Source organism: Methylobacterium sp. AC315, from assembly GCF_979253755.1.
The window spans coordinates 475,665-495,339 of the sequence record NZ_CEEDEA010000003.1; the positions used below are offsets into that span (position 1 = coordinate 475,665).

23 protein-coding genes are annotated in these 19,675 nt (G+C 69.1%); 11 read left to right on the top strand and 12 right to left on the bottom strand.

The features are described from left to right. Window positions 1-4: 4 nt before the first annotated feature. From AC0IY0_RS07485 to AC0IY0_RS07495, 3 genes are all read right to left on the bottom strand, one after another. Window positions 5-733 carry an RlmE family RNA methyltransferase gene (locus AC0IY0_RS07485; RefSeq protein WP_147908204.1) on the bottom strand — a complete coding sequence of 243 codons (729 nt, stop codon included), beginning with the start codon at window positions 731-733 and terminating at the stop codon, window positions 5-7. A 10-nt stretch (window positions 734-743) separates the two neighbouring features. Beyond that, window positions 744-1,826, bottom strand: coding sequence for a Ppx/GppA phosphatase family protein (locus tag AC0IY0_RS07490; RefSeq protein WP_147908203.1), 1,083 nt, complete (start codon window positions 1,824-1,826; stop codon window positions 744-746). 127 nt (window positions 1,827-1,953) lie between these two features. After that, entirely contained in the window at window positions 1,954-2,427 is a 474-nt protein-coding gene (locus AC0IY0_RS07495; protein ID WP_147856525.1) for a response regulator, read from the bottom strand. 313 nt (window positions 2,428-2,740) lie between these two features. On the opposite strand from AC0IY0_RS07495, the gene AC0IY0_RS07500 reads away from it, so the two are divergent. The 9 genes from AC0IY0_RS07500 to AC0IY0_RS07540 all read left to right on the top strand — a co-directional run bounded on the left by AC0IY0_RS07500 (window position 2,741) and on the right by AC0IY0_RS07540 (window position 9,715). Then, window positions 2,741-3,544 (top strand): cold-shock protein, encoded by an 804-nt coding sequence (locus tag AC0IY0_RS07500; protein ID WP_471763432.1) that lies wholly within the window; start codon window positions 2,741-2,743, stop codon window positions 3,542-3,544. 94 nt (window positions 3,545-3,638) lie between these two features. Continuing rightward, window positions 3,639-3,908: a hypothetical protein gene (locus AC0IY0_RS07505; RefSeq protein WP_147910109.1), complete on the top strand. Its 270-nt coding sequence runs from the start codon at window positions 3,639-3,641 to the stop codon at window positions 3,906-3,908. Window positions 3,909-4,228: 320 nt separating this feature from the next. Then, window positions 4,229-4,540: an iron transporter gene (locus tag AC0IY0_RS07510; protein ID WP_471763433.1), complete on the top strand. Its 312-nt coding sequence runs from the start codon at window positions 4,229-4,231 to the stop codon at window positions 4,538-4,540. A 29-nt stretch (window positions 4,541-4,569) separates the two neighbouring features. Beyond that, the gene (locus tag AC0IY0_RS07515) at window positions 4,570-6,060 is read left to right on the top strand and encodes a PepSY-associated TM helix domain-containing protein (RefSeq protein WP_471763435.1); all 1,491 of its coding nucleotides are present in this window, start codon (window positions 4,570-4,572) and stop codon (window positions 6,058-6,060) included. Then, entirely contained in the window at window positions 6,057-6,404 is a 348-nt protein-coding gene (locus AC0IY0_RS07520; RefSeq protein ID WP_147910112.1) for a DUF3325 domain-containing protein, read from the top strand. The genes AC0IY0_RS07515 and AC0IY0_RS07520 overlap by 4 nt, the downstream gene beginning before the upstream one ends. A 353-nt stretch (window positions 6,405-6,757) precedes the next feature. After that, window positions 6,758-8,281 (top strand): aldehyde dehydrogenase, encoded by a 1,524-nt coding sequence (gene adh / locus AC0IY0_RS07525; RefSeq protein WP_147910113.1) that lies wholly within the window; start codon window positions 6,758-6,760, stop codon window positions 8,279-8,281. A 150-nt stretch (window positions 8,282-8,431) separates the two neighbouring features. After that, the gene (locus AC0IY0_RS07530; protein ID WP_147910114.1) at window positions 8,432-8,857 is read left to right on the top strand and encodes a DUF779 domain-containing protein; all 426 of its coding nucleotides are present in this window, start codon (window positions 8,432-8,434) and stop codon (window positions 8,855-8,857) included. Window positions 8,858-8,867: 10 nt separating this feature from the next. Further along, window positions 8,868-9,278: a carboxymuconolactone decarboxylase family protein gene (locus AC0IY0_RS07535; protein WP_471763437.1), complete on the top strand. Its 411-nt coding sequence runs from the start codon at window positions 8,868-8,870 to the stop codon at window positions 9,276-9,278. Then, complete coding sequence (locus tag AC0IY0_RS07540; RefSeq protein WP_419829418.1) at window positions 9,275-9,715, top strand: cupin domain-containing protein; 441 nt, start codon at window positions 9,275-9,277, stop codon at window positions 9,713-9,715. The genes AC0IY0_RS07535 and AC0IY0_RS07540 overlap by 4 nt, the downstream gene beginning before the upstream one ends. 241 nt (window positions 9,716-9,956) lie before the next feature. Here the strand turns inward: AC0IY0_RS07540 and AC0IY0_RS07545 are convergent, their stop codons facing one another. The 6 genes from AC0IY0_RS07545 to gap form a co-directional block, all read right to left on the bottom strand. Next, window positions 9,957-10,934, bottom strand: a complete 978-nt coding sequence (locus AC0IY0_RS07545) for a tetratricopeptide repeat protein (protein WP_471763470.1) — start codon at window positions 10,932-10,934, stop codon at window positions 9,957-9,959. A gap of 50 nt (window positions 10,935-10,984) precedes the next feature. Then, window positions 10,985-11,629, bottom strand: coding sequence for a thiamine phosphate synthase (locus AC0IY0_RS07550; RefSeq protein WP_471763439.1), 645 nt, complete (start codon window positions 11,627-11,629; stop codon window positions 10,985-10,987). Between the two features lie 16 nt (window positions 11,630-11,645). Beyond that, window positions 11,646-12,716, bottom strand: a complete 1,071-nt coding sequence (gene fba / locus AC0IY0_RS07555; RefSeq protein ID WP_147910119.1) for a class II fructose-bisphosphate aldolase — start codon at window positions 12,714-12,716, stop codon at window positions 11,646-11,648. A gap of 381 nt (window positions 12,717-13,097) precedes the next feature. Then, window positions 13,098-14,300: a phosphoglycerate kinase gene (locus tag AC0IY0_RS07560; RefSeq protein ID WP_147910121.1), complete on the bottom strand. Its 1,203-nt coding sequence runs from the start codon at window positions 14,298-14,300 to the stop codon at window positions 13,098-13,100. 25 nt (window positions 14,301-14,325) lie between these two features. Next, a complete protein-coding gene (locus tag AC0IY0_RS07565) occupies window positions 14,326-14,796 on the bottom strand; it encodes a hypothetical protein (RefSeq protein ID WP_147941424.1) in 471 nt (156 codons plus the stop codon). Window positions 14,797-14,878: 82 nt separating this feature from the next. Then, complete coding sequence (gene gap / locus AC0IY0_RS07570; RefSeq protein ID WP_147910123.1) at window positions 14,879-15,883, bottom strand: type I glyceraldehyde-3-phosphate dehydrogenase; 1,005 nt, start codon at window positions 15,881-15,883, stop codon at window positions 14,879-14,881. Between the two features lie 549 nt (window positions 15,884-16,432). On the opposite strand from gap, the gene AC0IY0_RS07575 reads away from it, so the two are divergent. Both AC0IY0_RS07575 and AC0IY0_RS07580 read left to right on the top strand, forming a co-directional pair. Continuing rightward, a complete protein-coding gene (locus tag AC0IY0_RS07575; RefSeq protein ID WP_147910124.1) occupies window positions 16,433-16,720 on the top strand; it encodes a DUF4164 family protein in 288 nt (95 codons plus the stop codon). Window positions 16,721-16,758: 38 nt separating this feature from the next. Further along, window positions 16,759-17,154, top strand: coding sequence for a cell division protein ZapA (locus AC0IY0_RS07580; protein WP_147910125.1), 396 nt, complete (start codon window positions 16,759-16,761; stop codon window positions 17,152-17,154). 402 nt (window positions 17,155-17,556) lie between these two features. On the opposite strand, the gene AC0IY0_RS07585 is transcribed toward AC0IY0_RS07580, so the two are convergent. The 3 genes from AC0IY0_RS07585 to madL are packed head-to-tail and all read right to left on the bottom strand — an operon-like array spanning window position 17,557 to window position 19,499. Beyond that, window positions 17,557-18,228, bottom strand: coding sequence for a GntR family transcriptional regulator (locus AC0IY0_RS07585; RefSeq protein ID WP_419829421.1), 672 nt, complete (start codon window positions 18,226-18,228; stop codon window positions 17,557-17,559). 27 nt (window positions 18,229-18,255) lie between these two features. Beyond that, window positions 18,256-19,020, bottom strand: a complete 765-nt coding sequence (gene madM, locus AC0IY0_RS07590; protein ID WP_471763471.1) for a malonate transporter subunit MadM — start codon at window positions 19,018-19,020, stop codon at window positions 18,256-18,258. Between the two features lie 41 nt (window positions 19,021-19,061). After that, window positions 19,062-19,499, bottom strand: a complete 438-nt coding sequence (gene madL / locus AC0IY0_RS07595) for a malonate transporter subunit MadL (protein WP_471763441.1) — start codon at window positions 19,497-19,499, stop codon at window positions 19,062-19,064. Between the last annotated feature and the right edge of the window lie 176 nt (window positions 19,500-19,675).

Sequence of the window (19,675 nt, forward strand, 5' to 3'; positions counted from 1 at the left end):
AGGTTCAGGCCTCGTCGGCCGCCGCGGCCGCCCGCGCCGCGACGCTGCGATAGCCAGTCGCGAGCACGTAGAGCTCGCTGGAATCGGACCGGCTTGCCGCCGGCTTCACGTGGCGCACCGCCGTGAAGTCTCGCTTCAGGTCGGCCAGCAGGGCGTTCTCTGTGCCGCCCTGCAGCACCTTGGCGAGGTAGGCGCCGCCTGGGGCCAGGATCTCGCGGGCGAACTCGGCCGCGGTCTCGGCCAGGCCGATGATCCGCAGGTGGTCGGTCTTCTTGTGACCGGTGGCGTTGGCGGCCATGTCGGACAGGACGAGGTCGGCCGGGCCGCCGAGCAGCGTGGTCAGCTTCACCGGTGCCTCGGGATCCAGGAAGTCGAGGGTGATGAACTCGACGTTCGGCATCGGCTCGATCTCAAGGAGGTCGATGCCGACGACGCGGCCCGTCGTCCCCACGATCCGGGCCGCCACCTGCGACCAGCCGCCCGGCGCTGCCCCGAGGTCGACCACCCGCTGGCCGGGCTTGAGCAGCTTGTAGCGCTCATCGATCTCGATGAGCTTGTAGGCCGCGCGGGAGCGATAGCCCTCGCGCTTGGCCCGGGCCACATAGGGATCGTTGAGCTGGCGCTCCAGCCACCGCTTCTGCGACAGCGTCCGGCCGCGGCCGGTCTTCACCCGCTGCTTCAGGTCGCCGCGCACGCCGCCCGTGGAGCCCGCGCCCCCGCGCCGGTCCGTCATCGTGGTGTCCTCATCGGACGGCCTTCCGGTTCCAGACGCCGTCCTCCCGCATCATGTTCATCAACAATCCTTCGCGCAGGCCCCTGTCGGCGATGCGCAGGCGCTCGGACGGGAAGGCCCGCCGGATCGCCTCCAGGATCGCGCAGCCCGCGAGTACCAGATCCGCGCGATCGCGTCCGATGCAGGGATTGTCGGCCCGCTGCTCCAGCCGCGTGTCGAGCAGATCGTCGATGGCCGCGGAGACCTCATGGTCGCTCATCCACAGGCCGTCCACCCGCCGCCGCTCGTAGCGGGCCAGCCGCAAATGCATGGCGGCGATCGTGGTCACCGTGCCGGACGTGCCGAGCAGGTGGAAATGCGGGGCCGTGGCCGCCGCCGCCGCCCGGATCGCGAAGGCGGACAGCTTTTCCGCCACCTCCTCGACCATGCCCTCGAACATCCGCCGGGTCACCTCGGCGCCGCCATGGCGTTCGGCCAGGGTGACGACGCCGACCGGCAGGGAATCCCAAGCGCGGATCCGCAGAGTCGGGTCGGTGGACGGGTTGGCCGCCTCGCCGTCGAGCCACGCGATCTCGGTGGAGCCGCCGCCGATGTCGAAGATCACCACGGATTCCGCGTCCGGGTCGGCGAGCGCCGCGCAGCCCGTCACCGCGAGATACGCCTCGGTCTGCCGGTCGACGATCTCGAGGTCGAGGCCGACGCCCCGGCGGACGCGCTCGACGAAGGCCGCGCCGTTCACCGCGAGGCGGCATGCTTCCGTGGCGATTACCTTGGCCCGGCGGACGCCCCGGGCCTGCATCTTGGTCCGGCAGATCCGCAGGGCCTCGACGGTGCGCTCGATCGCGGCGTCGTTGAGACGGTCCGAGGTGCCCAGTCCCTCGCCGAGGCGGACGATGCGCGAGAAGGCGTCGATCACCCGGAAACCGCTGAAGGTCGGCTCGGCGATGAGAAGGCGGCAATTGTTGGTGCCGAGATCCAGCGCCGCGTAGGCGACGCGTCGTCTGTCACGGCCCGGCGACGGGGCCGTCGGCTGGAGCGGCACTGCGCCGGCCGACGTGCGGGACGGCGCGGCCGCAGCGGTCTCGTCCCTCATCGGCGCGGCCGTCGGTCCTTCGGGTCAGCCAGAAGCGTCGCGCTCGGCCATTCTTGATGGAAGACCCTACAGGGTCGGTCGGGAACTGCAATGTCCGATCGTCGCGACCCACCTTAGGCCGCGGTCGTCATGCGACTGCCTTCATGGCGCCCGACCGGCGCGGGATCGGACGCAGCAGGCTCTTGACCTGGGAATAGGGGCGGGGCCGGTTGATCACCTCGTCGAGCCGCGACCACAGGGTCTTCGGCGAGAATGGCTTGGCGATGATCTCGTTGACCCCCAGCGCGACGGCGCGGTCGACCACGTTCCGGCGCGGCTGGGCCAGCATCAGGATGATCGGGATGGTCGGGCAGGGGGAGGTCGAGGGCGTGCGCGCGAGCCGGATGAACTCTTCCCCGGACAGGATCGACAGGTCCCAGTCGATGATGCTGATGTCGGGCTTGCTCTCGGCCAGCACGCCCAGCGCCTCGGCGCCGTCCGGCGCCTCCAGCACGCGCTTGATGCCGACGCGCATGAGCATGTCGCGCACGATTCGCCGGATGTAGAGACTCTCATCGACCACGAGGGCCGAAAGATCGGGGAAGGTCGGAGTCGCGATCATGGCCGGGTGCCGTTGCGGGGCGCGACGCGAGTCTAGCCGAACAGCCTTTGCGTTTCGCTAACGCCCTCTCGTCCAAGGCGAACGCCTGGATCCACAGGGTCCGCAACCTGCGTTGTTTATCGCAAGAAAGTAACGAAACGGGCGCGTCTTGGCGAAGAAGGTCCTTGCGGTCAAGGCCCGATTGCGTCAGGACTGGGGCGTTATTCTTGGTTACCGCGACCGGGGGTAATGATAGTGCGGGGCGTGGGCTGTCTGGGATGGCGCGCACGCGGTATTCAAGACCAGGGCGGCGGACGGTTTTTGCGAGCTTTCGATGGGACGTGGTCGTGATTTCAGGGGGCCGCAGAAGCGCGGCTTCGACGAGGCTGGCGAGCCGAGATGGCCTGATCAGGCTCCCCCCAGCGGCGGATACGGCGGTGGTGGATTCGGTGGTGGCGGCGGCGGCGGTTTCGGCGGCGGTGGTTTCGACCGCGGCCCGCCCCGCGGCGGTCCCGGCGCTGCGCCGGTGGCAACCGGGCCGGAGCGTGATGCGACGGTCAAGTGGTTCAACAAGGAGAAGGGCTTCGGCTTCGTCGAACTCGGCGACGGCTCGGGCGATGCCTTCCTCCACATTCGCGCCGTCGAGGCTGCTGGCCACGCCGACCTGATGCCGGGCACCCGGCTGACGGTCACCACGGCGCAGGGCCAGAAGGGCCCGCAGGTCACGAGCGTCACCAGCGTCGATACCTCCACGGCCGAGGCGCCCGCGCCCCGGCGTGAGCTGCGCCCGCGCACCGGCGGCTTCGGCGCCGACCGCTTCGCCGGCGGTGGCGGTGGCGGCTACGGTGGTGGCGGCGGCGGTGGTTACGGCGCCGGTGGCGGCGGTGGTGGCTTCGGCGGTGGTGGCCGGGCTGCGTCCGGTCCCTCGGTCGAGATGAGCGGCACCGTGAAGTGGTACGATCCCGCCAAGGGCTTCGGCTTCGTCTCGGTCAACGACGGCGGCAAGGACGTGTTCGTCCATCGCTCCGCCCTGTCCCGTGCCGGCCTGGAATCTCTGGCCGAAGGCCAACAGGTCACCCTCGGCGTCGTCGATGGTCAGAAGGGCCGCGAGGCCTCCAGCATCAACGTCGAAGACTAGCGGTCTCGCGGCCGTCTTGCTGCCGCGATCCCTCGAAATTCTCCAAGGCGGTGGCCCTCAGCGGGGTCGCCGCCTTTCTTGTTTCGGAACCGCCATGCGCCGCGTGCTGATGCCGACGATCCTGCTGATTCTCGCGGTGGCGCCGGCGCGGGCTGAAGATTTTACCGGCTTCTACGCGGGCCTCAATGCCGGCCTCGCCTGGGGCAAGAGCGGAGACCGTATCGGGACGATGCCGAATCCAGGGCCGCACACCGGATCCGGCCGATCCAGCGCTGGCCCGGATCTGCCGCCGAGCGCAAGCAGCGCCGCCGCCGCCCTGCAGAGAGCCGGCCGCAACAATGCGGGTACGACACTCGGACGCTGAGCAATGGGACGTCGCGGCTGATCAGCCGTGGGGATTCGCTCCCGAAGTTCCCGTAGGGGCATTGAGGGATTTGAGGGCTTGGGAGGCTTGGCGTCCCCGGCTCGTCCATGCGCATCGAAGCCGCACCGCCACCGCCGAACGAGCGGCCGGTTCGGTACGTGACGATCCGACCTTTGAGCGACTCACGATTGCACAGCGGTCGGGAACATCTTCAAGCGGCCGGGGCAACACTGGAATCGTTCCGGAACATAGCCGTTGCGAGTCGCGGTACGCCGCTGCTAGGCCGCGGGAATGAGATCACGAAACCGGGAGGCCGCGCGATGAGCGCCCGCTCCACGCCAGGTTTGATCGACCGTCTGGCGGTAGCCGGACGCGTCGTGCTGGCGGCCTTCGGCGGCTACGGCGTCGCGGCCCTCTCGGCGGCGTTGCTGGCCCTGATCCTGCCGATGCCGCGCTCCGAGGCGGTCTCGACCGGGACGCTCGTAAGCTTCGCCATCATGGCCGGCGCGGTGATCTGGGTGTTCGCGGCCCGGACCCTCGGCCGCGCAGCGCTGTTCCTCGGCCTGATCGCCGCATCCCTGGCCGGGGGGCTGTGGCTCGCCGGCGCATTCACCGGGGCCGTGGCGCCATGAGCGGGCCCGGAAGAAGCGTCCGGCAGTCGATGGCGTGGCTGCACACCTGGTCCGGACTGGTCATCGGATGGGTGCTGTTCGCGATCTTCGTGACCGGGACGGCGAGCTACTACCGCGCCGAGGTCTCGCACTGGATGCGGCCCGAATTGTCCGAGACGGCGGTCGACCCGTCCGCGGCCGCCACCCGCGCCGCGGCCTATCTCGGGCGCGTTATGCCGGATGCCATGGCCTGGTCGGTCCGGCTTCCGACCGTCGAGACGCCACAGGTCGAGGTCTATTGGTGGAAGAATCCCGGCGGGCCGTACCACCACGCGCTCCTCGATCCCACGACCGGCGAGCCTTCCCGGGCGCGCGACACGAAGGGCGGGGACTTCCTGTACCGCTTCCATTTCGAGCTGGCCCTGCCGTCGATGTGGGGCCGCTGGATCGTCGGCATCTGCGCGATGATCCTGCTGGTGTCGCTGATCACCGGCATCGTCACCCACCGGCGCATCTTCGCCGACTTCTTCACGTTCCGGCGGGACCGCTCGGCGCAGCGCGGCTGGCTCGACGCCCATAATGTCTTCGGCGTGCTGGCGCTGCCGTTCCACCTGATGATCGTCTACACCGGGTTGATCGAACTCGGCCCGATGCTGATGCCCTGGGGCGTGAAGGCGGCCTACCAGCACGATGTTTTGGCGTATTACGCCGAGTCCGGGATCATGGCGGCGGCACGCAAGCCTGCGGGCAGGCCGGATATCCAGTCGCCGCTCGGCGAGATCGTGGCCCGCGCCACTGCGGATGGCGGCGAGCCACCGGAGGTCGTCATGGTGACGATGCCGGGCGATGCGGCCTCGAGCGTCACCGCCTTCTTCGAGGAGCCGCCCGGCCTCGCACACCTGCATCCGCAGATCGTCTACGCGGGCGATACCGGTACTGAGCTGTCCCGGACCGGCGAGGCCGGCGGCGCGACCCGCACCGGCGCCGTGATGATCGGCCTACACGAGGCGCATTTCGCCGCCGCGCCCCTGCGCATCCTCTTCTTCCTCTGCGGTGTGATGGGCGCCGCCACCATCGCGTCGGGCCTCGTTCTCTGGACAGTCGCCCGCATGCCGAAGGGCGCGAACCCGGCGGGTTTCGGCCTGCGCCTCGTGCGGGTGCTCAACCTCGGCACGATCGCCGGGCTGCCGACCGGCCTGGCCGCCTACTTCCTGGCCAACCGGCTGCTGCCCCTCGACCTCGCCGCCCGGGCGGATTGGGAGGTGCGCGCCTTCTTCGGGGCCTGGATCCTCGCAGCCGTTGCCTCGACGCTGGTCCCCAGCGCGAAGGCTTGGCCAGCCGGGCTCTCGGCGGCGGCGCTCGCCTTCGTGGCGATCCCGGTCGTGGACGCGGTGACCGTTGGCCAGACCCGCTTCCTGTGCTTCGACGCGGCGATGCTCGCGGTGGCGATCCTGCTCGCCATCGGTGCCCGTTTCGCGAACCGGCGACCGGGCCGGGTTTGGGCGGCCAAACCAGCTTTGTCGCGGACGGTGGAAGCGTGACCGCCGCCGCCCTGGCGCTGAGCCTGTGCCTCAGCTTCTCGAGCTTCGCCGCCCTGGCGCTCAGCCTCGACCGGCATCACCGCGCCGTGTTCCGCGTGCCCGCGCCTCGGAGCCGGACCAAGAGCCTCCGCGCGGCCGGATGGTCCGGTCTTGCGGTGTCGTTCGCGGCCTCGGTGGCCTGTGCCGGCTGGAATTTCGGCCCAGTCCAGTGGATCGGCGCCCTGACCGGCGCGGCGCTACTGGTCGTTGCAGTGATGTCCTACCGCCCGGCCTTGCTGCGAGCGGCGGCCGTTGCCGCGCTGCCTCTGGCGATGCTGGCGCTGCCCTTCGCGCTCGGATCGTAAGGCCTCGGCGCGCCTGCCAAGCTAACCCTCAAGGTCAGCGATCTGGCATGAGAATAATGCCGAAGTGTTGGTCGAGCCTGTCTCGGCGCGGCCGGACATCCGAGGGGTTTTCACGCTTGAACCACCGGGTCCTGGGTTGACGGACACTTGTCCTGTCGCGATCCTGACCGGGAGGGCGTAGGATCCGCTCGCTCGCGCACTGGCCAAAAGTCCACCTTGATTCGGCACGCCAAAAGCCATTGGCTGCCACCAGAGCCGAACCGGACGCCGCCGATCGAATCGGCCGTCCGCGTTCCAGCTTCAGCCCAAGAGCCGCGGTTCGCGAGGCCGGGGCCTACGGAGGGAACAGAGCCATGAACAAGCCGGAATTTCTGGGCGACGCCCGGACCAAGTCGCCCTTCTCGGCCCGCTACGACAACTTCATCGGCGGCCAGTGGGTCGCCCCGACCGCCGGCCGCTACTTCGAGAACACCTCGCCGATCACCGGCAAGGTGATCTGCGAGGTCGCCCGCTCCGACGCCTCCGACGTCGACAAGGCGCTCGACGCCGCCCACGCGGCCAAGGAATCCTGGGGCCGCACCGCCCCGGCCGAGCGCGCGCGCATCCTCAACAAGATGGCCGACCGGATGGAGGAGAACCTCGATCTGATCGCGCTGGCCGAGACCTGGGACAACGGCAAGCCGATCCGCGAGACGACCCACGCCGACATCCCCCTGGCGATCGACCATTTTCGCTACTTCGCCGGCTGCATCCGCGCGCAGGAAGGCTCGATCTCCGAGATCGACCACGACACGGTGGCCTACCACTTCCACGAGCCGCTCGGCGTCGTGGGCCAGATCATCCCGTGGAACTTCCCGATCCTGATGGCGGTCTGGAAGCTGGCCCCGGCGATCGCCGCCGGCAATTGCGTGGTGCTCAAGCCCGCCGAGCAGACCCCGGCCTCGATCCTGGTGGTGATGGAGCTGCTGGCCGACCTGCTGCCCCCGGGCGTCATCAACATCGTCAACGGCTTCGGCCTGGAGGCCGGCAAGCCGCTGGCGTCGTCGCCGCGCATCGCCAAGATCGCGTTCACCGGTGAGACGACCACCGGCCGCCTGATCATGCAATACGCCTCGCAGAACCTGATCCCGGTGACGCTGGAGCTGGGCGGCAAGTCGCCGAACATCTTCTTCGCCGACGTGGCCAACGAGGACGACGACTTCTTCGACAAGGCCCTGGAAGGCCTGACGATGTTCGCCCTCAACCAGGGCGAGGTCTGCACCTGTCCGAGCCGGGCGCTGGTGCACGAGTCGATCTACGACCGCTTCATGGAGCGGGCGGTGAAGCGCGTCGAGGCGATCACCCAGGGCTCGCCGCTCGATCCCGCCACGATGATCGGCGCCCAGGCCTCGGGCGAGCAGATGGAGAAGATCCTCAGCTACATCGACATCGGCCGTCAGGAGGGCGCGGAGCTGCTCACCGGCGGCGCGCGCAACGTCAAGGACGGCGAGCTGGCCGAGGGCTTCTACGTGCAGCCGACGGTGTTCCGCGGCCACAACAAGATGCGGATCTTCCAGGAGGAGATCTTCGGCCCGGTCCTGTCGGTCACGACCTTCAAGGACGATGCCGACGCGCTGGCGATCGCCAACGACACGCTCTACGGCCTCGGCGCCGGAATCTGGACCCGCGACGGCACCCGCGCCTACCGCTTCGGCCGGGCGATCCAGGCCGGCCGCGTCTGGACGAACTGCTACCACGCCTACCCGGCCCACGCGGCCTTCGGCGGCTACAAGCAGTCCGGCATCGGCCGCGAGACCCACAAGATGATGCTCGATCACTACCAGCAGACCAAGAACATGCTGGTCAGCTACTCGGCCAAGAAGCTCGGATTCTTCTGAGTCCTGGTCCGGGTTACCCCCGAGCCGACTTCACCCCGGCCTCGCGGCCGGGGTTTTTCTTTTAGGGGCCGGGTTTGCTGCCGAACCGGGCCGCGCCGTAGAAATCCGAACCCCGGCAAGCATATCCGACAGCCGGCAGGGGAGTGAAGCATGACCGCCGTTTCCACGAACGACGCCACCACGGCCGAGCAGGCTGGCGCCGACGGCACGCCCCTGCGGGTCACCGCGACGCCGGCGGCGCTGGCACTGATCGACGAGCTCCGGTCCGAGTACGGGCCGGTGATGTTCCACCAGTCCGGCGGCTGCTGCGACGGGTCCTCGCCGATGTGCTACCCGGTCGGCGACTTCATCATCGGCGACGGCGACGTCCATCTCGGGCAGGTCGGCGGCGCGGATTTCTTCATCTCGCGCTCGCAATTCACCGTCTGGAAGCACACCCACATCCTGCTCGACGTGGTGCCGGGGCGCGGCGGCATGTTCTCCCTGGAAAACGGCCGCGAAAAGCGCTTCCATATCCGCTCGCGCCTGTTCACCGAGGCCGAGAACCGGGCGCTCGACGGCGCCTGCAAGCTCTGAGCGAGGCAAGATGGCGACTGTGACGCTGTTGAGCGATGCCGAGGCGGAGGCCGACCCGCGGGTGCGGGCGGTGTTCGCCGACATCCGGGCGACCCGGGGCTCGGACTTCGTCAACAACTTCTGGCGCGGTCTCGCCAACGATGCGGGCCTGCTGGAGCGCACCTGGGCGAGCCTCAAGGTCGTGATGGGGCCTGGCAGCCTGGACCCGCTGACCAAGGAGCTGGTCTACATCGCGGTCTCGATCGCCAACGGCTGTCCCTATTGCATCCACTCCCACACCGCCGCGGCCGGCGCGAAAGGCCTGACCGCGGAGCAGCACGGCGAGTTCCTGGCGGTGGTCGGCACGGCGAACCAGACCAACGCCCTCGTCAACGGCATGCAGATCCCGGTCGATTCCGCGTTCAAGGTCGGCGAATCATGAGCGACGCATCCGAGACATCACGGCCCGGCCTGGTGGTCCTGCGCGAGAGTGCGCCGTTCCGCGGCAAGCAGGGGCATATCTACCGGCCCGCGATCTCGGCGGAGGCGGTGGGCGCCAAGGCGCTGCATCTTCAGCTTCTGGAGATTCCACCCGGCGAACGTGCCCACGCCCACAAGCACGAATCGCACGAGACCGCGATCCACGTCCTGTCCGGCATCTCTGGCTGCTTCTGGGGCGAGCGCCTGGAGCACCACGTGATCGCGGGAGCCGGCGAGTTCGTGTACATCGCCGCCGACGTGCCGCACCTGCCCTACAACCGCAGCCGGACCGAGCCGGTCACGGCGGTGATCGCCCGGACCGACCCGAACGAGCAGGAGAGCGTGGTCCTGCTGCCGGAACTGGAAGCCGGTGTGGATTGGTCGAAGGCCGAGGGGTAGGCTTTCGGTTTGTTCGCGCGGGCCAGTGAGGCGGCCGTAACCGAGGCAAACGCCTTTCCACCCTCCCTCATCGTGAGGTGCCGAAGCAAAGCGGAGGCCTCGAAGGAGGCCTCAAGAAGTCGCTAAGGCATCTGGAGACTTCCTTCGAGGCCCGGCGATCTTCGATCACCGCGCACTTCAGGATGAGGGTGTGCCTGGGAAAACTCGGCCTCACACCCGCCTGGCTTTTTCCGCCTCAGCGCTACCGCTGCTCGATGCGCTCGTTGGCCAGCCGCTCGGCGCGACTGCGCTCGTCGCCGCTGAGCCCCGCCAGGGTCTGGTCGAGCCAGGCGTCGGACAGGCCCTGCGCGGCGGCGGCGAGGTTCCAGGCCGCGGCCTCGATCAGGTTCTTCGACACGCCCCGGCCCACGGCGTAGAGTCGTGCCAGCCGATTCTGCGCGATGGCGTTGCCACGCGAGGCCGCGTGCAGGAAGTAGCGGGCGGCCGAGCGCTCGTCCTTGGTCACGCCGTTGCCGTTGAACAGCAGGATCGCGTACTCGACCTCGCTGGCGAGGTCGCCGTTGTCGGCCCCGCGGCGGAACCACTGGGCCGCCTGGCTCGAATCCTTCTGGACGCCGCGGCCCTGGAGGTAGAGCACGCCCAGGTCGTGCTGGGCCGGGCCGATCTCGGCGTCGGCGGCCTTCCGGAACTGCGTGGCGGCCGCCGTCTCGTCGGCGGTGGCGCCGGTACCGATTAGGATCAGCCCGAGATTGTATGCGGCCGTGGACGAGCCCTGGGCCGTGGCCTGTTCCAGCCAGCGCCGGCCGGCCTTGGGATCCTTCGGCATGCCGCGCCCGTCGAGCGCCATCAGGCCGAGCGACGACATCGCAGCGGCGTCGTTCTGGGCGGCGGCAAGGCGGTACCACTCGGCCGCCTTCACGGGGTTCTGCTTGACGCCGAGCCCCTGGTTGTAGAGCTCGCCCAACAGCGTCATCGCGGCGGCGTCCTTGGGATTGGCCTCGATCCGCTTGGTCGCCTCCCGGAAGGCGGTGACGTACTGGCCGCGCTGATAAGCGCCATAGGCGAGGTCCGCCGGCTGGCCGCTGGCGGGCGGGACGGCGCCTCGGGAATAGTTCGGCGTGTAGGGGCTCGGAAGCTCCGGCATCGTGGTCTTGTCGGACGGGGCGACGATTTTGGCCGGATCGAGCGGGCCGGGCGCGGCCAGCGCCGGCAGCGCCATGGCCAGCGCCACCGCGAGGCCCAGGACGGGCAGATCCAGGACGCGCAGGCTCACGCGGCCCGCTCCGCGATCAAGGCTTGCGCCCGTGCGACCGTTTCGGTCCCGGGCAGCCACAGGGCGCTCTCCAGGCCGACGAATTCGGCCCCGGTGGCGACCAGGGAGGCGATCTCGTCCGCCGTCGCGGCCACCGCGACGCAGGGCGTCTCGAAGATCTCGGCCCACCATTCAGCGCGCGCCAGAACGGTGTCGGCCTCCGGAGCGACGCCGTCCGGATAGAGACCGCCGAACATCAGGTAATCGATGCCGGCCTCGCCCGCCTCCATGGCACCGTGCTTGGTCTCGATGCCGCCCGCCCCGAGGATGCGCCCGTCCCGGAGACGGTCGCGCAGGTCCTTCAGGTCGCGCGGCTTGTCGACATGCACCCCGTCGGCGCCACCCCTCGTCGCCACCGAGACGAGGTCTCCGGTGAAGCCTGGGCACGCCACGACGAGGGCTGCGCCGGCCCCTTGCGTGATCGGCGCGACCTGCTTCACCCGGGCGGTGAGCCCGCGCTCGTCGGTGGCGGCGAGCCGCAGGATCACGGCCGCCACATCGCCCGCCCCGCAAGCCGCGCCGAGCGCGGCCGCGAAGGCGTCGATGCCGTCGGCATCCAGGTTGTGGGGCCCGAGGAGGGCGAGGCGCTGATTGCTGCTCATCGGGCCGGCCGGACCGTCAACGCGCGCCGATCTTAGGGTCCAGCGCGCCGCTGGCGTAGCGCTTGGCCATCTCGGAGACGGAGACCGGGCGGATCTTCGAGCCCTTGCCGGCAGTGCCGAACTCCTCAAAGCGCTGCTTGCACAGCTTGGTCATCGCATCCATCGCGGGCTTCAGGTACTTGCGCGGATCGAACTCCGACGGGTTCTCGGTCAGGATCTTCCGGATCTGGCCGGTCATCGCCATGCGGTTGTCGGTGTCGATGTTGATCTTGCGCACGCCGTGCTTGATGCCGCGCTGGATCTCCGCGACCGGCACGCCCCAGGTCGGCTTCATCTGGCCGCCGTACTGGTTGATGATGTCCTGCAGGTCCTGCGGCACCGAGGACGAGCCGTGCATGACCAGGTGAGTCGACGGCAGGCGGCGGTGGATCTCCTCGATCACGTTCATCGCCAGCACGTCGCCGTCGGGTTGGCGGGTGAACTTGTAGGCGCCGTGGCTGGTGCCCATAGCAACCGCGAGGGCGTCGACCTTCGTGGCCTCGACGAACTTCACCGCCTCGTCCGGGTCGGTGAGCAGCTGATCGTGGCTCAGGACCCCCTCGGCGCCGTGGCCATCCTCGGCCTCGCCCTGGCCGCTCTCCAGGGAGCCGAGCACACCGAGCTCGCCCTCGACCGAGACGCCCGCCCAATGAGCCATCTGGGTGACGTTGCGGGTGATCTCAACGTTGTAGGTGTAGTCGGCGGGGGTCTTGCCGTCGCCCTTGAGCGAGCCGTCCATCATCACCGAGGTGAAGCCGTACTGGATCGCGGTGGCGCAGGTGGCCTCGTTGTTCCCGTGGTCGAGATGCATGCAGACCGGAATGTGCGGGTAGATCTCGACCAGGCCGTCGATCAGCTTGGCCAGCACCACGTCGTTGGCGTAGGCGCGGGCACCGCGGCTGGCCTGCAGGATCACGGGCGAGTCGGTGGCGTCGGCCGCCGCCATGATCGCCAGACCCTGTTCCATGTTGTTCAGGTTGAACGCCGGCACGCCGTATTCGTGCTCGGCCGCGTGGTCGAGGAGCTGCCTGAGGGTGATCCGTGCCATCGTCGTCTGTCTTCCCGCTTGCCGTCTGGTGGTTTGCCCGATCGCCCACGGCGACGGAAATAGAGCGCCCGAGTCCGGATACCGGATCTACCCTCGGACACGCGCATATCGAATGCGCACCATAGCATCCCCGGAGCCGGTCTCGACCGGTGGGAATGCTGTTGTCTACAGCGCCCGCACCTCCAAGGTCGTGGCGCGCCTCGGCATGAGCGGCCTGGCCTGCGACGGCGCTATGGCGGCCCGAACGCCGGTAGGATCTCGATCCGCGCGTTCTGCCCGTCGTCACGCAGCCATTCGACACCCCCGACTTCCAACGCCGGACAGATAGATCGGTGCGCGGTGGCGGGGGAGAAGCGCATGAGAGAGCCGCGCCGTCCTCAGTCAGCCCTGCGCCCGCAGCGCCTCGACGCCCGGCAGGGCCTTGCCCTCCAGCCATTCGAGGAAGGCACCGCCCGCGGTCGAGACGTAGGTGAAGGCGGCGGCCACGCCGGCGTGGTTGAGCGCGGCCACGGTGTCTCCGCCGCCGGCGACGGAGACCAGTTGGCCGGCCGCCGTGCGTGCGGCCGCGTGCTTGGCGGCGGCCACCGTGGCGGCGTCGAACGGTGCGAGCTCGAAGGCGCCGAGCGGGCCGTTCCAGACCAGGGTCTTGGCGTCATCGATGGCGGCGTTGATCTCGGAGACCGAGCGCGGGCCGGCATCGAGGATCATGCTGCCCGCGGGCACCGCATCCACCGGCACGGTCTCGTGCGGGGCCTGGGCCTTGAACTCCGTGGCCGCCACCGCGTCCACCGGCAGGATGATCCGGCAGCCGGCCTTGTCCGCGGCCGCCAGGATGCGCAGGGCGGTCTCGGCGAGGTCCTTCTCGCACAGGGACTTGCCCACCGCCTTGCCCTGCGCGTGCAGAAAGGTGTTGGCCATGCCGCCGCCGATCACCAGCATGTCGACCTTGGCGACCAGGTTCTCCAGAAGGTCGATCTTGGACGACACCTTGGCGCCGCCGACCAGCGCGATCACCGGCCGCTGCGGCGCTTCGAGGCCCTTGGTCAGGGCTTCGAGCTCTGCCTGCATCTCGCGGCCCGCATAGGCCGGCAGGCGATGGGCCAGAGCCTCGGTGGAGGCGTGGGCGCGGTGGGCCGCTGAGAACGCCTCGTTGACGTAGACGTCGCCGTTGGCCGCAAGCGCGTCCGCGAAGGCCGCGTCGTTCTTTTCCTCGCCGGGATGGTAGCGGGTGTTCTCCAGGAGCAGGACGTCGCCGTCCTTCAGCGCGGCGACGGCCCGGGCCGCGTCGTCGCCGACGCAATCGGCCGCGAAGGCGACGTTCCGGCCGAGCGCCTGGCTCAGCGCCGGCACTACCGGCTCCAGGGTATCCTTCGGCTCGCGCTTGCCCTTGGGGCGGCCGAAATGGGCCAGCAGGATCACGCGGGCGCCCTTCTCAGCGACCTCCCGGATGGTCGGCACGACGCGTTCGATGCGGGTCGCATCGGTGACGCGGCCGTTCTCCATCGGCACGTTGAGATCGACGCGCATCAGCACGCGCTTGCCCGTCAGGGCGCCGGCGTCGTCGAGGGTGCGGAAGGCGCTCATGCGGTCCTGTTCGGGTCGAGGGCTGTTATTGAACGGTGGTGCCGGACGTGGCAGCCGGCGCCGGAATCAGGCGGTCGAGGTTGAGGCGCTGCACCGCCACCATCAGCACGACGGTGAGGATCGCGGTGATTACCGCGGTGAGCACAAGCGCGCCGGTGCCGGGCAGGCGCCGGGTGCGGTCGGCCAGCCCGCGCATCTCGGTGCGCAGGGCCGCGAGATCGGATTGCCGGGCGGATTCGTTCATCCGGTTGGCGGCGTTCTCGACCTTGTCCTCGACCCGCGACAGCAGGGACTCGGAGCGCGCGTACTTGTCCTCGATCCGCGAGCACTTGTCCTCGATTCGCGCGAGCTGATCGAGGAGGTGGCTCGCCGGCAGCCCCTGCGCGGGCGCCGTCGCCACCGGGGCGGTCGTGGCCGCCGGCGTGGGTGCGGGTTTGGGCGTGGGCGTCACGACGGCGCCCTGTCCGCTCGACGTGCCCTGCGAAGCGTCGGTCATCCCGGGATGATCCCCTGGTTCGAGGTGAGGCCGTTCGGTCGAAAAGGCGCCCGCCGGTCGGGACCGGCGGGCGTCGGGGTCTTCAGATGAGCTTGGCCATCGCCACGGCCGTGTCGGCCATGCGGTTCGAGAAGCCCCACTCGTTGTCGTACCAGGTCAGGATACGCACCAGCACGCCGTCCATCACCTTGGTCTGGTCGAGGTGGAAGGTGGACGAGTGCGGATCGTGGTTGAAGTCGATCGAGACGTTCGGCTGGTCGGTGACCCCGAGCACGCCCTTGAGCGGACCGGCGGCGGCCGCCTTGATCGCGTCGTTGATCTCCTGAACCGAGGTGGCGCGCTTGGCCGTGAAAACCAGGTCCACCGCCGAGACGTTCGGGGTCGGCACGCGGATCGCGGTGCCGTCGAGCTTGCCCTTCAGCTCGGGCAGGACCAGGCCCACGGCCTTGGCGGCGCCCGTGGAGGTCGGGATCATCGAGAGCGCGGCGGCGCGGCCCCGGTAGAGATCCTTGTGCATCTGATCCAGCGACGGCTGGTCGTTGGTGTAGGAGTGGATCGTGGTCATGAACCCGCGCTCGATGCCCACGGCCGCGTCCAGCACCTGGGCGACCGGCGCCAGGCAGTTGGTGGTGCAGGAGGCGTTCGAGACGACGAGGTGCTCGGCGGTCAGCTTGTCGTGGTTGACGCCGTAGACCACGGTGAGGTCGGCGCCGTCGGCCGGCGCCGAGACCAGCACGCGCTTGGCGCCGGCGTCGAGATGGGCCTTGGCCTTGTCCTTCGCGGTGAAGATGCCGGTGCACTCGAGCGCGATGTCGACGCCGAGGTCGCGGTGCGGCAGCTCGGCCGGGTTGCGCACGGCCGTGACCTTGATGCGCTTCCCGTTGACTACCAGGAACTCGCCGTCCACCGCGACCTCGCCCGGGAACCGGCCGTGGACGGAATCGAACCGCAGCAGGTGGGCGTTGGTCTCTACAGGGCCGAGATCGTTGATCGCCACGACCTCGATGTCGGTCCGGCCGGATTCCGCGATGGCGCGCAGGATGTTGCGGCCGATGCGTCCAAACCCGTTGATGGCAACCTTCGTCACGGTGTGACTCCTTCCTGCTGCGGAGCACCGCGCACCGGGCCGGTCACCCGGTCCTCGGCGCAGTGTCGTTCGTGTGGCCTCATCCTGTCCGAAAGCCGAACCCCGCCTTTCGGGATGACGCCGTGGCGGCCCGCCTCCAGGCCGACCGGGCGGGGCCGATCTGGGCGGGCGGGTTTGAACCTGCGATGAACCGTGCCGTGACAGGCCGGGCCGCTCCGGTCGCGCCGATCGGATCCGACGGCGTTGGCTGAGGCCACGGGACTGTCACGGACCGGCCATCCGGCATATCTTGGGCGGCCCCTTACGGGAGCGCGCGGCTGTCTAACATGGCGTCTCCACCTGTCAAACGCACGCCCGTGACAAACACGGTTCTCTCCCACATCCAATAAACAGGGTTGTGCGACGGCGATTGCTGAGGCGCGACGGCGCGGACACGCACCAACATTTCGGACTGGAATTCCGGACGCATCCGGCCGAAACTTAAGGCCCCGAAGCATCGTCGCCCGAGAGCCCGCCCGTCGGGACGATGCGCCCGGCGAGCGGAGCCCCATGGCCGACGACAGGACGGACACGAACCCCATCGACGCGGCCTTCGCCCGGCTCGACTCCGCCTTGAGCCGCCTGGACGCGGTGGTGGCCCGCCGCCTGGAGGCCGAGGCCGAACCCGACGACCGGGACGCCGAGCTGGCGCTGATGGACGAGGACCGAGCCCGGCTCGCCGCCGCCCTCGACGCCGCGAGCGCGCATCTGGCCGATGTCGAGGCCACGACCGGACTGGTCGGCCAGCGACTCGACCGCGCGATCCAGACCGTCCAGGGCGTGCTCGGCCGGGCCTGACTGGTTCCGTCCAGCGCCGCCGTCCATCGGAGCGATCCTTGCCTCAGATCAACGTGACCATCGACGGAAAGCTCTACCGCATGGCCTGCGGCGCCGGCGAGGAGGCCCATCTCACCGGGCTGGCCGAGAGCTTTGGCGCGCGCATCGGCGAGATGCGCCAGAGTTTCGGCGAGATCGGCGACATGCGCCTCCAGGTGATGGCCGCCCTGACCATCGCCGACGAGCTGGCCGAATTGCGCACCCGCCACGCCGCCCTGGAGGCCGAGACGGCGGATCTCCGCAAAGCCACCGAAGCCGCCGACCGCGCCCGGGCCGAGGACGCCGCCCGCGCCGCCGACGGGATCGGGCGAGCCGCCGAGCGGATCGGGAAGCTGGCGGAGGCGCTGGGTGGAAGCGGGGCCGGGAAGGGGGGCGTGGCGCGGGAGGTGGTGTAAAGGCCCTGATGATCTTCGGTATGAGCCGCAAGACCATTAAGATTGGCCGCCTCACCGTGGTGTTACGCAGTTCTGCAGTGATCTGCTATATTGCGGACCGCTCCGTTGAATGCTGGAACAATGCCTGATGCTGCGACTGTATTTCATCTCAGGCGCATCGATCAAGAATCCGGCCGGATGCCTATTGTTTACCCCATCGCATTTTTCGAAGTCGAGTACCGCGACGTGGTCGAGGCACGATAGCTACAAGTGAGCGTTTAGCCTGAAGATTATTGCGACGTAGAGTTTTTAATTCGCAAATTTAATCAACAAACTCGGGCTTATGCGAGTTTTTAACCAAAAAATCCTGCGGGTTGATGCAACCGGCAGCCAGCATGATGGCGATGGAAGTCTGAAAGCCCATCAACCCACCGTATCCGCAATATACCGCCCCAACGCCGCCGCGGCCCGCAGCATGTGGGCCCGCATCCGCCGAGCCGCCAATTCCCCATCCCCCTCGGCGATAGCCGCGAGAATCTCGCCGTGTTCGTCCCGTGAACGGCGGATCCGGTCGCCGTGGCGGAGCTGGGTCCGGCGGAAGGCGGCGAGGCGCTCGCGGATCGCCAGGGCCTGCTCGGCCATGAAGCTGTTGTGGGTCGCCGCGTAGAGCGATTCGTGGAAGGCGCGGTTGAGCCGGTCGTAGGCGTCGACGTCGCCGGCTTCCACGGCGGCGGCGGAATCCTCCTGCAGGTCCATCAGCCGGCCGCGCTCCAGCGGCGTCATCCGGTAGGTTGCGAGCCGGGCGCACATCGCCTCGATCTCCGCGGTGGTCTCGAACATGTCGGCGATGCGCTCCGGCGTCAGCCGGGCCACCACCACGCCCCGGCGCGGGCGGACCTCCACCAGTCCGGAGGCCGCGAGCTGGCGCAGGGCCTCCCGGACCGGTGTGCGCGAGGCGCCGTAGCGCTGCGCGAGGTTCTGTTCGTCGAGCGCCGTGCCGGCCGGGATCTCACCGGACGTGATTGCGTCAGTGAGCGCGTTGCGGATCCGGTCGGAGAGAAGCCCGCTGTCGATCTTCTGGAACTCGCCGTGCATCACTTGGTCCCGCGCCCCCGCGGTTGGTCAACCGACCAGAGCCCGCACCGTCAAGTAGAAGATCGAGGGACCGACGAGGCAGCCGATCCCGGTGTGGAAGGTCGCGGTGAGCGCCCCGTACGGGACTAGCTTCGGGTCCGTCGCCGCGAGCCCGCCCGCGACCCCGCTCACCGTCCCCATCAGGCCGCCATAGGCCATAGCCGACCGTGGGTTGTCGAGGCCGATCAGCTTAGCAACCAATGGTGTGCCGACCATGACCATCACGGCCTTGGTCACCCCGGTGGCGATGGAGAGCGCCATGACGGTGGAATCCGCTCCGATCGCCGCCCCGGTCACCGGGCCGACGATGTAGGTGATCGCTCCCGCCCCGATGGTCGTGATCGAGACCGCGTCGTGGTAGCCGAACGCCACCGCGGTGAGCGTGCCGACCAGGAACGGGATGATCGTGCCGAGCGCCAGCGCCAGCACGCCGACCAGCCCGGCCCGGCGCGCCTCGATCACGTCGACCTCGAACGCGGTGGCCACGATGGCGAAGTCGCGCAGCATCGCGCCGCCCATCAGGCCGATCCCGGCCAGCGCCGGGATGTCGGCGACGCCCTTCTTCCCGCCGGTGTAGAGCCCGCCGACATAGGCGAGCCCCAGCCCCAGCACGATCGCGATGGCCGAGCCGTGAACGCGGCCCTTCGTGAAGCGTTTGGCCGCCAGGTTGGAGACCAGGATCAGGGCGCCCACCACCGCGAAGGCCGCCACCAGGCTCTGCTCGATGAAGACGTGCTCGATGCCGTGCCAGATCCGATGTCCGAGGTCGTTGTCCATCGCGTGTTCCATGGCGCTCACCCCTGTTTCCCAGTCGGCACCGGATCGGCCTCGCCGCCGATCACGGAGCCGCCGTACTCGACCTCCGGGCTGCCGGGATCGCGCCGGCCGATCCGGCTCAGCAGCGCCACCGCGCCGAAGCACAGGACCAGGGAGCCGGTGGCCGCGATGATCACGATCGGGCCGCCGCTCACCGCCGCGACCACGTTCTGCTGGGCCGCCATGGCGACAACGATCGGGATGTACATGCCGGCCCAGAACTCGACGCCGAACTGCACGCCCTTGGTCAGGCCGCCCCGGCGGGACAGCCAGAGCCGGGCGACGATCAGCAGGATCATGGCGATGCCGACGCCGCCGACATTGGCCTTCACCCCCAGCGCGACGCCGAGGAGATCGCCGAGATACACGCCGACCAGCGTGCACGCGGCCAGGAGGGCAACACCCAGGACGATCATCGGCCTTGCCCTCCCGCGGCGATGTTTGCGGCGCGCGGCAGCGCCCGTCTCGACGCGCTCGGCATGCTGCGTTCCCTCCCGAATCGCCTGCTGTCTTGTTGGGATGAATATGCAGGATGTTGACAGATCGGCAATCCCGTATACGGAACCGTGATTAGAACGTGCTAGAAAATGCC

Bases quoted from the DNA above. Each gene is read 5' to 3' on its own strand.
- AC0IY0_RS07560 (WP_147910121.1), bottom strand. From the start codon at position 14,300: ATGAGCGCCTTCCGCACCCTCGACGACGCCGGCGCCCTGACGGGCAAG.
- AC0IY0_RS07540 (WP_419829418.1), top strand. From the start codon at position 9,275: ATGAGCGACGCATCCGAGACATCACGGCCCGGCCTGGTGGTCCTGCGC.
- AC0IY0_RS07495 (WP_147856525.1), bottom strand. From the start codon at position 2,427: ATGATCGCGACTCCGACCTTCCCCGATCTTTCGGCCCTCGTGGTCGAT.
- madL (WP_471763441.1), bottom strand. From the start codon at position 19,499: ATGATCGTCCTGGGTGTTGCCCTCCTGGCCGCGTGCACGCTGGTCGGC.
- AC0IY0_RS07500 (WP_471763432.1), top strand. From the start codon at position 2,741: ATGGGACGTGGTCGTGATTTCAGGGGGCCGCAGAAGCGCGGCTTCGAC.
- AC0IY0_RS07545 (WP_471763470.1), bottom strand. From the start codon at position 10,934: ATGGCGCTGCCGGCGCTGGCCGCGCCCGGCCCGCTCGATCCGGCCAAA.
- AC0IY0_RS07485 (WP_147908204.1), bottom strand. From the start codon at position 733: ATGACGGACCGGCGCGGGGGCGCGGGCTCCACGGGCGGCGTGCGCGGC.
- AC0IY0_RS07585 (WP_419829421.1), bottom strand. From the start codon at position 18,228: ATGCACGGCGAGTTCCAGAAGATCGACAGCGGGCTTCTCTCCGACCGG.
- AC0IY0_RS07490 (WP_147908203.1), bottom strand. From the start codon at position 1,826: ATGAGGGACGAGACCGCTGCGGCCGCGCCGTCCCGCACGTCGGCCGGC.
- AC0IY0_RS07550 (WP_471763439.1), bottom strand. From the start codon at position 11,629: ATGAGCAGCAATCAGCGCCTCGCCCTCCTCGGGCCCCACAACCTGGAT.
- AC0IY0_RS07535 (WP_471763437.1), top strand. From the start codon at position 8,868: ATGGCGACTGTGACGCTGTTGAGCGATGCCGAGGCGGAGGCCGACCCG.
- AC0IY0_RS07505 (WP_147910109.1), top strand. From the start codon at position 3,639: ATGCGCCGCGTGCTGATGCCGACGATCCTGCTGATTCTCGCGGTGGCG.
- AC0IY0_RS07515 (WP_471763435.1), top strand. From the start codon at position 4,570: ATGGCGTGGCTGCACACCTGGTCCGGACTGGTCATCGGATGGGTGCTG.
- AC0IY0_RS07510 (WP_471763433.1), top strand. From the start codon at position 4,229: ATGAGCGCCCGCTCCACGCCAGGTTTGATCGACCGTCTGGCGGTAGCC.
- AC0IY0_RS07530 (WP_147910114.1), top strand. From the start codon at position 8,432: ATGACCGCCGTTTCCACGAACGACGCCACCACGGCCGAGCAGGCTGGC.
- adh (WP_147910113.1), top strand. From the start codon at position 6,758: ATGAACAAGCCGGAATTTCTGGGCGACGCCCGGACCAAGTCGCCCTTC.
- fba (WP_147910119.1), bottom strand. From the start codon at position 12,716: ATGGCACGGATCACCCTCAGGCAGCTCCTCGACCACGCGGCCGAGCAC.
- AC0IY0_RS07565 (WP_147941424.1), bottom strand. From the start codon at position 14,796: ATGACCGACGCTTCGCAGGGCACGTCGAGCGGACAGGGCGCCGTCGTG.
- AC0IY0_RS07575 (WP_147910124.1), top strand. From the start codon at position 16,433: ATGGCCGACGACAGGACGGACACGAACCCCATCGACGCGGCCTTCGCC.